Here is a 12,797-nt window from a genome sequence, read left to right on the forward strand (position 1 = left end):
GGAGGCGAGTTGTGGGGGTTTCTCCCAACAGTGCGGCCATCGACGTCAACGGACTGTGGAAGATCTTCGGCACAAAGGTGGAAAGGGTCCTGGAGTGCGATGACAAGTATCTGGAACCCACCGCGCTGAGAGAGAAGACGGGCTGCACCGCCGCCGTCAGAGACGTCAGTTTCGAGGTACGGCCCGGCGAGGTCTTCGTCGTCATGGGCCTGTCGGGAAGCGGCAAATCCACCCTGGTCCGCTGCCTCACCCGGCTCATCGAGCCGAGCGCGGGCGAGATCAGGATCGACGGCGAGGACATCGGCCGCGCCACCCCCGCCCGCTTACGCGAGATCCGCCGCCACCGGGTCAGCATGGTGTTCCAGCACTTCGGCCTGCTCCCCCACCGGCGCGTGATCGACAACGTGGCCTACGGCCTGGAGATCCAGGGCGCCGCCAAGGCCGACAGGCACGCGCGGGCCGGGGAGATCCTCGCCCTCGTCGGCCTCGACGGGCACGCCGACGCCTACCCTGACCAGCTCTCCGGCGGCATGCAGCAGCGGGTCGGCCTGGCCCGCGCGCTGGCCGTCGACCCGCAGGTGATGCTGTTCGACGAGCCGTTCAGCGCGCTCGACCCGCTGATCCGCCGCGACATGCAGGCCGAGGTGATCCGCCTGCACCGCGAGGTCGGCAAGACGATGGTGTTCATCACCCACGACCTGTCCGAGGCGCTCAAGCTGGGCGAACGCATCGCGATCATGCGGGCCGGGTCGATCGTGCAGCTCGGCACGCCGGAGGAACTGGTGGGCGCGCCGGCCGACGACTACGTGGCCGACTTCGTCCGTGACGTGCCCAGGAGCCACGTGCTCACGCTGCGCTGGATCTGCCGGCCGCCCGAGCCAGGCGAGCCCCTCGACGGCCCGGTCCTGCCCGCCCGCACGGTCATCAAGGACGCGATCGGCGCCACGTCGGCCTCCTCCCGGCCCATCCGGGTGGTCGACGGTGACGAGCTGGCCGGAGTCGTGGACCGGGTGGACATGCTCACCTTCCTCTCGGGCGCCGTACGGGCCGGCGTATGAGCACCACGGCCGTCACCACCCCGTCCAGGCTGCGCATGCCCAGGTGGGCGGCCCCGGCGGGGATCGTGCTGCTGTTCGCCGCCGCCTACCTCGTCTTCCACGGCACGGGAACGCTCCCGCACGACAAGTCGGCGCCGCAGTTCCTGGCGATCACCGACCTGCGGGAGTGGATCGACGACCATCGGAACTCCAACCCGCTGTTCCTGTACTTCCTGAACTACATCCGGCTCTTCGTCGGGTCGGTCTACACGGCCTTCCAGAGCGTGCTGTACGCGCTCGGCTGGCCCGGGCTCATCGGCGTGATGGGCGCACTGGCCTGGCTGGCGGGCGGCTGGCGGATCGCGCTGCTCGCGGTGGCCGGGGTCGGCTCGTTCGGTGTGCTCGGACTCTGGCAGTCGAGCGTCGACACGCTGGCCCTGGTCGCGGCCTCGGTGCTGCTGTCGCTGGCGATCGGGATCCCGCTGGGCGTCTGGGCGGGCCTCTCGCGCCGGGCGCGCAAGGCGATCACCCCGGTCCTCGACGTCATGCAGATCATGCCGACGTTCGCGTACCTGGCGCCGCTCGTGCTGTTCTTCCACATCGGCGCGCCCGCCGGCGCCATCGCGACGATGATCTACTCGATCCCGCCGGCCATCCGCATCACCGCGCTGGCCATCGAGCAGGTCTCCCCCACCGCCGTCGAGGCGTCGGCGTCGCTGGGCGCCACGGGGCGCCAGACCCTGTTCAAGGTCTACCTGCCGCTGGCCAGATCGACGATGGCGCTGGCGGTGAACCAGACCATCATGATGGCGCTGTCGATGGTCGTCATCGCGAACCTCATCTCGGCGCCTGGCCTGGGCGGCGACATCATCCGGGGCCTGTCGCGCGCGCAGGTCGGCATCATGCTCCCGGCCGGACTGGCGATCGTCGTCATGGCCGTGGTGCTGGACCGGATGACGGTCGCGCTGGCCACTCGCGACCCGCACCGGCGGATCGGCCGGATCTCCCTCATCGCCGCCGCTGTGTCGGCCGCCGCCGGTCTGGCTCTGACCCCGCTGCTGCCCGCCGAGTGGCCCGACGGCTGGACGGTCAACTTCGTCGTCCAGGTCAACGACGCGGTGCACTGGGCCGAGACGAGCTGGTACGGCGTCACGACGTTCGTCAAGGACGTCACGACCAGTCTCCTGCTCAACCCGCTGGAGGGCCTGCTCACCTCGGCGCCGTGGTGGCTGGTCGCCGCCGCCGCGCTGCTCCTGGCCTGGCGGGTGAGCGGGCTGAGGCCGGCGCTCACGGCACTCGGCTGCCTGCTGGCGATCGCGCTGCTCGGCGTCTGGGAGCACGCCATGCAGACGCTCACCACCGTCACGGTCGCGGTGCTCGTCACCCTGGTCATCGGCCTGCTGCTGGGCGTGGCGGCCGCGCGGTCGTCCCGGTATTCAGCCGTGCAGCGCCCGATACTCGACGCCGCGCAGACCATGCCCGCCTTCGTGTACCTGCTGCCCGCGCTCGCCCTGTTCGAGACCACCAGGTTCACCGCGATCTTCGCCTCGGTCATCTACGCGGTGCCCCCGGTCGTGCGCCTGGTCGAGGACGGTATCAGGGCGGTGCCCGCGACCGTGGTGGAGGCGGCCGCGTCCGCCGGGTCCACCCCGGGCCAGCTCCTGTGGAAGGTGCAGCTGCCGATGGCCCGCCGGGCGATCCTGCTGGCCGCCAACCAGGGCATCGTGATGACCCTGGCCATGGTCGTCGTGGGTGGCCTGGTCGGGGCCGGCGCCCTCGGCTACGACGTGGTCGTGGGCTTCTCCCAGCGGACCGACTTCGGCATGGGGTTCATCGCCGGCATCGCGACGGTCCTGCTCGGGGTCATGCTCGACCGCATCACGCAGGGCGCCGACAGGCGCCCTTCCCCCCAAAGAAGGAAGACCAGATGAAGATTCGCCTGCTCGCAGGCCTTTTAGCGCTCGGGCTCGCGGCCGCGGGATGCGGTGGCGCCAAGGTCGAAGAGCCGTCCAGCTCCGCTGCGCCACAAGCCCAGGGCAGCGCCTCGAGCGCCGGAACCGTCAAGATCGCGATCAACCCGTGGGTGGGCTACGAGGCCAGCGCCAACGTGGTGGCCTACCTGCTGAAGAACGAGCTCCACTACGACGTCAAGCTTCCGGAGATCAAGGAACAGCTCGCCTGGGAGGGCTTCGAGACCGGCGACGTGGACGTCATCATCGAGAACTGGGGTCACCCGGACCTGGTGAAGAAGTTCATCGACGAGAAGAAGGTCGCCCAGTCCGCGGGCTCGACCGGCAACAAGGGCGTCATCGGCTGGTACGTGCCCAAGTGGATGGCCGACAAGTACCCGGACATCACCGACTACAAGAACCTGAACAAGTACGCCGGCCTGTTCAAGACGTCGGAATCCGGCGGCAAGGGCCAGCTCCTCGACGGCGACCCGAGCTACGTCACCAACGACGAGGCCCTGGTCAAGAACCTCAAACTGAACTTCAAGGTGGTCACGGGCGGCAGCGAGGCGGCCCTGCTCAAGTCGGCGACCCAGGCGCAGGAGCAGCAGAAGGCACTGCTGTTCTACTTCTGGACCCCGCACTGGCTCTTCGACAAGGTCGATCTCGTACGCGTGAACCTGCCCGCCTACACCTCGGGCTGCGACGCCGACGCCAAGAAGGTCGCCTGCGACTACGCGGAGCTGGACCTCGACAAGATCGTGAGCAAGAAGTTCGCCGACACCGGCGGCAAGGCCTACGACCTGGTCAAGAACTTCAGCTGGACCAACGAGGACCAGAACGCCGTCGCCAACGACATGACCAACGGCGGCATGACCGGCGAGCAGGCCGCCAAGAAGTGGATCGAGGCCAACACCGCCAAGTGGCAGGCGTGGATCCCCAAGTAGCCCCTCTTGACCCCTTTTCGGCCGCGGCCCCCGGCGGGCCGCGGCCGTGGAGCCGCTCATGCGAACCAAGACGATCACGGGGCCGCTGGTGGCGGCCCTGCTGCTGACGGCCTGCTCCAGCGGAGAGCCGTCGCCCGCCCCTGGGGCGAAGGGCACGGTGCACATCGACGTCCACGGGTGGGTCGGCTACGAGGCCCAGGCCGCCGTGCTGGCCTACCTGCTCGAACACGAGCTGGGATACGACGTCAAGAAGCGCAAGATGAAAGAGGAGGATTCCTGGAAGGACTTCGCCACCGGCAAGGTCGACGTGATCGTCGAGAATTGGGGCCACAACGATCTTAAGAAGAAGTACATCGAGGACGAGAAGATCGCGCTCTCGGCGGGTCTCACCGGAAACAAAGGGGTGATCGGATGGTACGTCCCCCAGTGGATGGTCAAGCGATATCCAGACATCACCAACTGGCGGAGCCTGAACAAGTATTCGAGCCTTTTTCGGACCGCTAAATCTGGAAATTCCGGTCAGGTACTCGACGGTGATCGGTCGTTCGTCACCAATGACGAGGCGCTCGTGAAGAACCTCGGCCTCGATTACCGGGTGGTCTACTCCGGCAGCGAAGACGCGTTGATCAAGGCGGCGGAGACGGCGACCAAGAACAGGAAGCCGGTGCTGATGTATTTCTACGAACCTCAATGGCTGTTCACCAAGGTCAAACTCGTCAAGATCAATCTGCCCGCCTACTCGATAGGCTGCGACGCCGTCGCGGCCAGGGTCGCCTGCGACTACCCGCCGTACCTGCTCGACAAGATCGTGAGCAGGAGCTTCGCCGCGACCGGCGGCCGGGCGTACGACCTGGTCCGCAACTTCACCTGGACCAACGACAACCAGAACGCGGTCGCCAGCGACATGATCAATGGCAAGATGAGCGCCGACCAGGCCGCCAAGAAGTGGGTCGACGAGAACAAGATCGTGTGGAAGGACTGGATCCCGCGCTGAACTACGCCATCGTGGCCGGCTGACCCCTCGGGGTCACCGGTCCAGGCGCTGGTAGAGGCGGACCGACAGGACGAAGAAGACCGCGGTGATCACCAGCGGCCAGACGATCGCCATCGTCACCGCGTGCTGGGCCACCCAGGAGTCGCCGCCCCAGCCGGGATTGCCGAACAGCTCCCTCGCCGCCGCGACGGTCGACGACAGCGGGTTCCACTCGGAGACGGCGCCCAGCCAGCCCGGCATGGTGCCCGGAGCGACGAAGGCGTTCGACAGGAAGCCGATCGGGAACTCCAGCGTCTGGATGGCCGTCACCGCCCCCGGATCCTTGGCCACCAGCCCGAGGTACATCCCCGCCCACAACAGGGCGAAGCGCAGCCACAGCAGCAGCCCCACGGCTCCGAGCGCCCCGCCCAGGCTCGCCGGGCGCCAGCCCACCGCGAACCCGCAAGCCAGCATGCCCGCCAGGACCAGCACCGAGTTGAGCAGATCGGCGACGGCCCGGCCGATCAGCACGGCCGACGGGGCCATCGGCATGGACCGGAACCGGTCGGTCACGCCACGAGACAGGTCCGTGGTGACCGCGACCATGGTGGCGCCCAGTCCGAACAGCATCGTCATGCCGTACATGCCGGGCATGAGGAAGGCGAAGTAGTCGGCCCCCTCCGGCACGTCCACCGCGCCGCCGAACAGGTAGCCGAACGCCAAGGCGATCACCACGGGGAAGGCGACCCCGAACACGATCGTCATGGGCTGGGCGATCCAGTGGATCAGGTCGCGCCGGGCGACCGACCAGCCGTCGGCCAGCGCCCAGCGCAGCCGGGTGAACGGCGGGTCCATGGTGAGTTCGGTCATGCCGGGCTCCTTTCGGTTGATGGGATTCACGCGGCGGTGAGGCTCAGGAAGACCTCATCGAGTGTCGGCCTGCGCAGCGCGACGTCCTCGGCCTCGATGCCCGCGGCCGAGAACGCCGCCAGGACCGCCGTGAGCGCCTGGACTCGCTCGACCACCGGCGCGCTGACGTGGCGGGTGTCCTGATCGACTTCAGCGGGCGCGGCGGCCACCCTGCCGACGATCCCGGCGGCCTCGGACAGCCGCGCAGCGTCCCTGACGACCACGTCGAGCCGGTCGCCGCCGAGCTTGTTCTTGAGCTCGGCCGGCGTGCCCTCGGCGACGACCCTGCCGGTGTCGATGACCGAGACGCGGTCCGCGAGCTGGTCGGCCTCCTCCAGGTACTGGGTGGTGAGCAGCACCGTGGTGCCGGTGGAGACGAGGGCGCGCACCGCCTTCCACACCTCGCCGCGGCTGCGCGGGTCGAGCCCCGTGGTGGGCTCATCGAGGAAGAGCACGGGTGGGGAGAGGATCATGCTTGCCGCCAGGTCGAGGCGGCGCCGCATGCCGCCCGAGTACTCCTTGACCGGGCCCGGGTGCTCCAGGCCGAACGTGTCCAGCAGCTCGGCGGCCCTGGCCCGGGCCGCGCGGGCGTCCAGGTGGTAGAGGCGGCCGAACAGCTCCAGGTTCTGCCTGCCGGTCAGCACGTCGTCCACCGCCGCGTGCTGGCCGACCAGGCCGATGCTCCGCCGTACGAGCCGGGGACGGGCCGCCACGTCGAACCCCGCCACCTCCGCTCGGCCGCCGTCCGCGCGCAGGAGTGTGGTGAGGATCCGGACGGCCGTGGTCTTGCCCGCGCCGTTCGGGCCGAGCAGGCCGCAGACCGTGCCCTCGGCCACCTCCAGGTCGAAGCCGTCCAGGGCCGCCTTCTTGCCGTACGTCTTGCGCAGCCCCTGTGCGAGTACCGCCGCCATACCGCCTCCTAAATTCCGTACGCCGTACCGTACAGCATACGGTTCAGAATTCGCAACCGTACGGTGTACCGTACGAAGGTGACGATCGAGTACTCCGGCAAGGGCGACCCGGCGCGCAGCCTGGCGCTGCTCTGGCGCACCAGCGAGCGGGCCAGCCGCAAGGGCAAGCCCGACCTGAGCGTCGACCGGATCGTGCGCGCCGCCATCGAGGTCGCCGACGCCGACGGCGTGCAGGCGCTGTCGATGCGCCGCGTCGCCGAGCGGCTCGGCGTCGGCACGATGTCGCTCTACACGTACGTGCCGGGCAAGCCGGAGTTGCTCGACGTCATGCTCGACACCGTCTACGGCGAGACCGCGAGGCCGGAGGACGTGCCAGGCGGCTGGCGGGCCAGGCTGACCCTGATCGCCAGGGAGAACTGGGCGCTCTACCAGCGCCACCCCTGGCTCCTGCAGGTGGCGGCCAACCGCCCGGTGCTGGGGCCGAACGTCACGGCCAAGTACGACTACGAGCTGCGTGCCGTCGACGGCATCGGGCTGACGGACGTGGAGATGGACTCGGTGATCACCCTGGTGACCGGCTTCGTTCACGGCACGGCCAGGGGGGCGGTCGAGGCCGCGCAGGCGGAGACCCAGACCGGGCTGACCGACGAGCAGTGGTGGGCGGCGCACGCGCCGTTCCTCAGCCGGATCGCCGACACCTCACGGTGGCCGACGGCCTCCCGCGTCGGTCAGGCCGCCGCCGAGGCCCTAGGCGGCGCGTACAGCGCCGAACACGCCTTCGAGTTCGGCCTGGAACGCGTCCTCGACGGCATCGACACACTGATCACCCGCCGAGCCGACCCGACCTGACTCCGCCTGCCCACCGATTCAGCCCGACAACGCTGCCCTGCCGACACCGCCGGCCGCGTTTTCCGCACTCCCCGCCACAGTTCGGCTGGGAGTGTGGAAACATACGGCAGCCGAAATACGGGCCTAGCGGTCAGCCGCTTCCTTGGCAGGGGTCGCCCGCCGCAGCTCCGGCGGCCCCGCAGCGGCCAGCGCGACGCCGAGTTGCCGCTCCGTAGGCGGCACGGTCCAGGTCAGTCCAGACCCGCCGTTGGCGATGACGCTCGTCAGCAGGCTGCGGAGCACCACCTCGCCGGGCGCCCCCGGCTGCCGCGCCCGCGACTCGTCGTACTGGTCACGGATCCGGGCCAGGTCGAGCAGCATCGTGGTGTCCGGCAGCCCGTCGCCCAGGACGACCACCTCCAGCGCACCCAGGCCACCAGCACCGGACCAGGCGCCGATGCCCGCCACTCCCTGAGGACAGACGATCTCACGCACCTGATCGGCGAAGCGCCCGCCGTGCGCCGAGTCAGCCCAGCCCGCCCGCAGATGCAGCACACCCGGCTCCTCGGCGGCCAGGAACTCGGCCATCAGCTCGCCCACCGTGGTCTGCGGATCGTGCATGGCCGCCTGCCCCCGGGCGGCGAACCGGCCGGCGAGCAGGTCGAGCGAGATGAGCCGCGGCGGTTCGAACACCGTCAGGACCCCGAACTCCCCGCCGAGATCAACCGGGGTCCCCGCGTCGGCGAAGGCCCTCAGCCCCTCCAGCAACGCGGTCGCGCCCTCGTCCCCCAGCCGCGCCTCCCAGCCCGGCCTGCGCACAACCGCCGGCCCACCGTCGGCCGTGCCGCGGTGGCGGACCCACCAGACGGCCACGCCGATCACCACGGCGGCGGCGAGCGCGATCCACATGCTGCCTGCTAGGAGACGGGCGCCGCACGCAGGCGTACGACGTGCTCCACGAGCGAGATCAGCGTCCCCTTCACCGACTCGCGGTGCCGCGCGTCCGTACGCACGATGGGCACGTGCGACGAGAGCGCCAGCGCCTCGCGCACCTCGTCGTCCGAGTGCTGGAACTGACCGTCCCAGCCGTTGATGCCCACCACGAACGGCAGCTTGGCCTCTTCGAAGTAGTCGATCGCGGGGAAGCTGTCGGCCAGCCGCCGCGTGTCCACCAGCACCACCGCGCCGATCGCGCCGCGCACCAGGTCGTCCCACATGAACCAGAACCGGTGCTGCCCGGGCGTACCGAACAGGTAGAGGATCAGGTCACGGTCGAGCGAGACGCGACCGAAGTCCATGGCCACGGTCGTCGTCTGCTTGTTCGGCGTCATGCCGAGGTCGTCGATGCCCGCGGACGCGTCGGTCATGACCGCTTCCGTGGTGAGCGGCAGGATCTCGGACACCGCCCCCACGAACGTCGTCTTGCCGACGCCGAACCCGCCCGCGACGACGATCTTCGTCGACGTGAGGCCGGGGCTAGAGCCTGCGAAGTCCACTGAGCACCCTTTCGAGCATATTGAGGTCTGGCTGTCCCTCGCTGAGACGTGGCTGGTGCAGGCGGACAAGCCCTTCGTCGGACATGTCCGCCACGAGCACTCTCGCCACGCCCAGCGGGACACGGAGCAGGGCCGAGATCTCGGCGACCGACCGGAACGTGCGACAGAGTTGCATGATGGCCTCTTGCTCGGGAGTGAGCATGGACATCTCGTCATCCGGTATGGACATCGACGAGATCAGCGTCTCCATCGCAAGGTGGTAGCGCGGCTCTGAACGACCGCCGGTCACCGCGTACGGACGGAACAGGGGCTCATCCTCCCCGGTTCCGTCAATGCCGTACACGGCCCTCCCCCATCAGTTCCATTGCATCACCGCGTCCTGGCCGCCTGCAGTTCCGCGCGCAGGGCCGGCGTCAGCGCCTGGCCCGCCCTGTCGACCAGCAGCGTCATCTGGTACGCCACCAGCCCCATGTCGCAATCGATCCCGGCCAGCACCGTGAGCACGGAGCCGTCGCTGATCGCCATCACGACGAGCAGCCCGCGCTGCATCTCGACGACGGTCTGCGACACCGAGCCGCCCTCGAACACCCTGGACGCGCCCACGGTCAGGCTCAGCAGGCCCGCGGACACCGCCGCCAGCTGGTCGGCGCGGTCGGGTGGGAAGCCCTCGGAACTGGCCAGGCAGAGGCCGTCGGCCGAGACGACGACGGCATGCGCGACTCCGGGCGTGTTCCGCACGAAGTCGGTGATCAGCCAGTCGAACCTGTGGGCCTCATGGCTAAGGGTGGTCACTCGCCCTCCCCGGCAGGACGCTCAATCACTGTTGTTCCTCCTGTCCACGTACTTCCGCACGACCCCGCCGCACTCCCTGCTGGAAGCTGGACATCCTGCTGCGCGCCCGATCGGCGGAGACCGGCGGCATCGGGGCCTGCCGCTGCGATTGCTGCGGTGGGCCGGCCGTACCAGGAACCAGGTTCGCCTTAGGAGTGCGCTTGGGTAGCCCCGAGGACGTGGTGCCCCCAAGGCTGGGATCGCTCGTGGCGGCGGCCGCCGCCCGCCAACCGGCGTCGGCGGCGTTTCGCCACGATTCCTCCCCAGAGAGTACGGCTTGTGGGGGGGTTGACTCATCCCGGCTCGAGGATTCCGGCGACCGCTCTTCCGCCGGCTTGCGGAACCAGGCGGATTCCACGGCCGCGAAGATCGGCAGGAACTCCTCCTGACCTGGCTCCATGGGCGAGACGTCCACCGACGGCGGCGACTCCGGCCGACGCGCCTCACCTGTGCTGTAAGGCGTCTGGAAGGCACCATCCGAGCCCGGACCGACGGGGCCGGGGAAGGAGGGGAAGGCGCCGGTGCGCTCCTGGCCCGGGTACGACGGGGGCTGGTTCGGATACCTCGGCGGACGGAGCCCCGGCTGCGCCCGGCCGGGCGGCTGCGCACCCTGCCCCGGGTCGGGATACGACGGAGCCTGGCTCGGGTACGACTGGTAGCCGCCCGAGTCGTAGGACGGCCGGTGGGCGCCGCCGTCCGTGTCGGCGGTGAAGGGCTGAGACGGCCCGGAGCCGGCGTCGAAGGAGTCGAAGGTGGCGAACGAGCGGAACGTCCCGTTCGGCGCGGGAACGCCGTTGGGCGGCGTGACGGGAGGCGCGCCGTTCGCGGGCATCGAGGTCAGAGGCATGCCGTTCGGGGGCGTTCCCCCGAAGCCGGGCCGCTGAGGCAGCGGCGACCGGTTGCCGTCGGAGATCAGCGACGGCGGCAGCAGCACCATGGCGATCAGTCCGGCGCCGTCGCCCTTGCGGAGCTGGACCCGGATGCCGTGGCGCAGCGCCAGCCGGCCGACCACGAACAGGCCCATCCGCCGCGACACCGACACGTCCACGACCGGCGGCTCGGCCAGGCGGCGGTTGGCCTCGGCGAGCTCGTCCTCGGTCATGCTGATGCCGACGTCGTTCACCGACAGCAGGGCGCCGCCGCCTTCGATGAGGCTGCTCGACACCACGACGTTGGTGTTGTTCGGCGAGAACTGGATGGCGTTCTCGACCAGCTCGGCCACCAGGTGGACCAGGTCGTTGGCCGCGCTGCCGAGCACCGAGGTGGTCCGGTGCACCTTGACCTGCGCGCGCTCGTACCCCTCGACCTCCGACAGCGCCGCGCGGACCACGTCGACCAGCTTGGCCGGCTGGCTGCGCCTGCGGGCGGCCTCGTGCCCGGCCAGGACCAGAAGGTTCTCGGAGTTGCGCCGCATGCGGGTGGCCAGGTGGTCGAGCTTGAACAGGTCGGCCAGCCGGGCACCGTCCTGCTCGCCCTTCTCCAGGCCGTCGATGAGCGAGATCTGCCGCTCCACCAGCGTCTGGGTGCGGCGCGAAAGGTTGACGAACATCGAGCTGATGTTGCTGCGGAGGTCGGCCTCCTCGCCCGCCAGCCGTACGGCCTGGCGGTGCACCTGGTCGAAGGCCCTGGCCACGTCGCCGATCTCGTCGTCGCCCTCGACCTCGATCGGGCGGATGTCGGCGGGCGCGTCACCGGTGACACGCAGCTTGCGCACCACGTCGGGCAGCCGGAACCCGGCGATCTCCAGGGCCTCGGCGCGCAGCCGGCGCAGCGGCGCCACCATCGAGCGGGCGATCGCGACGGTGAACAGCAGGACGAGCAGCAATAGCGCTATGATCAACACAGCGGCGATGATCGCGTTGCGGGTCTCGGAGTCGCGGAGTTCCTGGCTGCGCAGCGCCACCTTCTGGCTCAGATCGCCCTCGATCGAGTGCAGGATGTCGATGGTGACGGCGTTGTCGTCGAACCACTGGTCCGGCGCCGGCTTGGCGCGGTCCGTCTGGGCGAGCAGGTCGTCCCTGATCCGCACGCCCGGCGCCTTGCCGGCGGCGAGCGTAATGGCGCGGGCCTTGGTCAGCTCGGTGTTGAAGTATTCGGGCGCCGTCATCGCCTTCGCCAGCGCGAGGCCCACGACGGGGCCGGCCTCCTGGCCGACGGCCGCGACCTCGGCGCGCTGCCTGGCGTTGGAGGCGATGAACCGCTCCACCTCCTTGGCGTCCACGCTGGCGGAGTTGTAGTAGCCCTTGAGCAACTGGATCCGCTGCCTGGACACCTCCTCCTTCGCGCGCGCCAGCGCGCTCAGCGCGCGGAACTGGCCGATGATCTGCGAGTCGTCACTGAGCAGGCTCAGCTCGTCGTGCAGCTTGAGCAGCGTGTCGAGCAGCGAGTCGTAGCGAGTGGTGTCCTTCTGGCCCTCGCTGCGGGTCCTGTTCAGGACGTTGAAGTCGTAGCGGGCCCGCTTGACCGCGTTGAGCACGCGGTCGCCGTAGGACTCGTCCATCACCGCCATGTCGGCCTGCACGGCCTTGACCAGCGCGTCGACCCGCTGCTTGCGCTCCTTGTACGGCTCGGTGAGCTTCTTGCGCACCTTGGCGGAGGCGGCCATCCAGCCTCCAGTGTCACGCTCCAGGCCGAGTGCCTGTACCAGGTCGCGGATCCGGCCGGCCTGCTCCGCGGCCAGTGCCGTGCGGTCGTAGTCGCCGATGCTCTGCACCGAGCTCACCACCCGCGCTCCCCCGAGCACGACTCCCGCCATGGTAGGAACCAGGACCAGCGCGGTGAGGCGCCATCTCACCCGCCAGTTGCGCAGCCCGAGCCGGGGCAGCGTCCGCTTTCCGCGTCCCTGCCTCGCGGCGTGGCCGCTTTCGGAGTTCCCCGTAGTCACTGCTTCCGCTACCCCTCAATCATCCCGATCCG

At 69.6% G+C, this 12,797-nt stretch carries 12 protein-coding genes; 5 read left to right on the plus strand and 7 right to left on the minus strand.

The features are described 5' to 3' along the window. Positions 1 to 11: 11 nt before the first annotated feature. The 4 genes from ACGFNP_RS18300 to ACGFNP_RS18315 are packed head-to-tail and all read left to right on the plus strand — an operon-like array spanning position 12 to position 4,927. Complete coding sequence (locus ACGFNP_RS18300) at positions 12 to 1,058, plus strand: glycine betaine/L-proline ABC transporter ATP-binding protein (protein ID WP_393319897.1); 1,047 nt, start codon at positions 12 to 14, stop codon at positions 1,056 to 1,058. Beyond that, on the plus strand, positions 1,055 to 2,968 hold the full coding sequence (locus ACGFNP_RS18305; RefSeq protein ID WP_393319900.1) for an ABC transporter permease: 1,914 nt from the start codon (positions 1,055 to 1,057) through the stop codon (positions 2,966 to 2,968). The genes ACGFNP_RS18300 and ACGFNP_RS18305 overlap by 4 nt, the downstream gene beginning before the upstream one ends. After that, entirely contained in the window at positions 2,965 to 3,933 is a 969-nt protein-coding gene (locus tag ACGFNP_RS18310) for an ABC transporter substrate-binding protein (RefSeq protein WP_219526695.1), read from the plus strand. The genes ACGFNP_RS18305 and ACGFNP_RS18310 overlap by 4 nt, the downstream gene beginning before the upstream one ends. A gap of 58 nt (positions 3,934 to 3,991) precedes the next feature. Continuing rightward, positions 3,992 to 4,927, plus strand: coding sequence for an ABC transporter substrate-binding protein (locus ACGFNP_RS18315; RefSeq protein WP_393319903.1), 936 nt, complete (start codon positions 3,992 to 3,994; stop codon positions 4,925 to 4,927). A gap of 33 nt (positions 4,928 to 4,960) precedes the next feature. Here the strand turns inward: ACGFNP_RS18315 and ACGFNP_RS18320 are convergent, their stop codons facing one another. After that, positions 4,961 to 5,776 (minus strand): ABC transporter permease, encoded by an 816-nt coding sequence (locus tag ACGFNP_RS18320; RefSeq protein WP_219526697.1) that lies wholly within the window; start codon positions 5,774 to 5,776, stop codon positions 4,961 to 4,963. Between the two features lie 26 nt (positions 5,777 to 5,802). Next, complete coding sequence (locus tag ACGFNP_RS18325) at positions 5,803 to 6,726, minus strand: ATP-binding cassette domain-containing protein (RefSeq protein ID WP_358317290.1); 924 nt, start codon at positions 6,724 to 6,726, stop codon at positions 5,803 to 5,805. A gap of 78 nt (positions 6,727 to 6,804) precedes the next feature. Between ACGFNP_RS18325 and ACGFNP_RS18330 the strand changes: the two genes are divergently transcribed. Further along, positions 6,805 to 7,575: a TetR/AcrR family transcriptional regulator gene (locus ACGFNP_RS18330; RefSeq protein ID WP_393319907.1), complete on the plus strand. Its 771-nt coding sequence runs from the start codon at positions 6,805 to 6,807 to the stop codon at positions 7,573 to 7,575. 123 nt (positions 7,576 to 7,698) lie between these two features. Here the strand turns inward: ACGFNP_RS18330 and ACGFNP_RS18335 are convergent, their stop codons facing one another. From ACGFNP_RS18335 to ACGFNP_RS18355, 5 genes are read right to left on the minus strand one after another with little or no spacing between them, the layout of a single operon-like run. Further along, positions 7,699 to 8,463, minus strand: coding sequence for a hypothetical protein (locus tag ACGFNP_RS18335; protein WP_393319910.1), 765 nt, complete (start codon positions 8,461 to 8,463; stop codon positions 7,699 to 7,701). 8 nt (positions 8,464 to 8,471) lie between these two features. Next, complete coding sequence (locus tag ACGFNP_RS18340; RefSeq protein WP_393319913.1) at positions 8,472 to 9,050, minus strand: ATP/GTP-binding protein; 579 nt, start codon at positions 9,048 to 9,050, stop codon at positions 8,472 to 8,474. Next, entirely contained in the window at positions 9,031 to 9,393 is a 363-nt protein-coding gene (locus ACGFNP_RS18345) for a DUF742 domain-containing protein (RefSeq protein ID WP_358317284.1), read from the minus strand. The genes ACGFNP_RS18340 and ACGFNP_RS18345 overlap by 20 nt, the downstream gene beginning before the upstream one ends. Positions 9,394 to 9,419: 26 nt before the next feature. Then, the gene (locus ACGFNP_RS18350; RefSeq protein ID WP_214641598.1) at positions 9,420 to 9,842 is read right to left on the minus strand and encodes a roadblock/LC7 domain-containing protein; all 423 of its coding nucleotides are present in this window, start codon (positions 9,840 to 9,842) and stop codon (positions 9,420 to 9,422) included. 25 nt (positions 9,843 to 9,867) lie between these two features. After that, on the minus strand, positions 9,868 to 12,765 hold the full coding sequence (locus ACGFNP_RS18355; RefSeq protein ID WP_358317282.1) for a nitrate- and nitrite sensing domain-containing protein: 2,898 nt from the start codon (positions 12,763 to 12,765) through the stop codon (positions 9,868 to 9,870). Positions 12,766 to 12,797 lie beyond the last annotated feature (32 nt).

The organism is Nonomuraea sp. NPDC049269, assembly GCF_043197155.1.
Classification (GTDB): Bacteria; Actinomycetota; Actinomycetes; order Streptosporangiales; family Streptosporangiaceae; genus Nonomuraea.

Bases quoted from the DNA above. Each gene is read 5' to 3' on its own strand.
- ACGFNP_RS18315 (WP_393319903.1), top strand. From the start codon at position 3,992: ATGCGAACCAAGACGATCACGGGGCCGCTGGTGGCGGCCCTGCTGCTG.
- ACGFNP_RS18335 (WP_393319910.1), bottom strand. From the start codon at position 8,463: ATGTGGATCGCGCTCGCCGCCGCCGTGGTGATCGGCGTGGCCGTCTGG.
- ACGFNP_RS18310 (WP_219526695.1), top strand. From the start codon at position 2,965: ATGAAGATTCGCCTGCTCGCAGGCCTTTTAGCGCTCGGGCTCGCGGCC.
- ACGFNP_RS18325 (WP_358317290.1), bottom strand. From the start codon at position 6,726: ATGGCGGCGGTACTCGCACAGGGGCTGCGCAAGACGTACGGCAAGAAG.
- ACGFNP_RS18305 (WP_393319900.1), top strand. From the start codon at position 1,055: ATGAGCACCACGGCCGTCACCACCCCGTCCAGGCTGCGCATGCCCAGG.
- ACGFNP_RS18320 (WP_219526697.1), bottom strand. From the start codon at position 5,776: ATGACCGAACTCACCATGGACCCGCCGTTCACCCGGCTGCGCTGGGCG.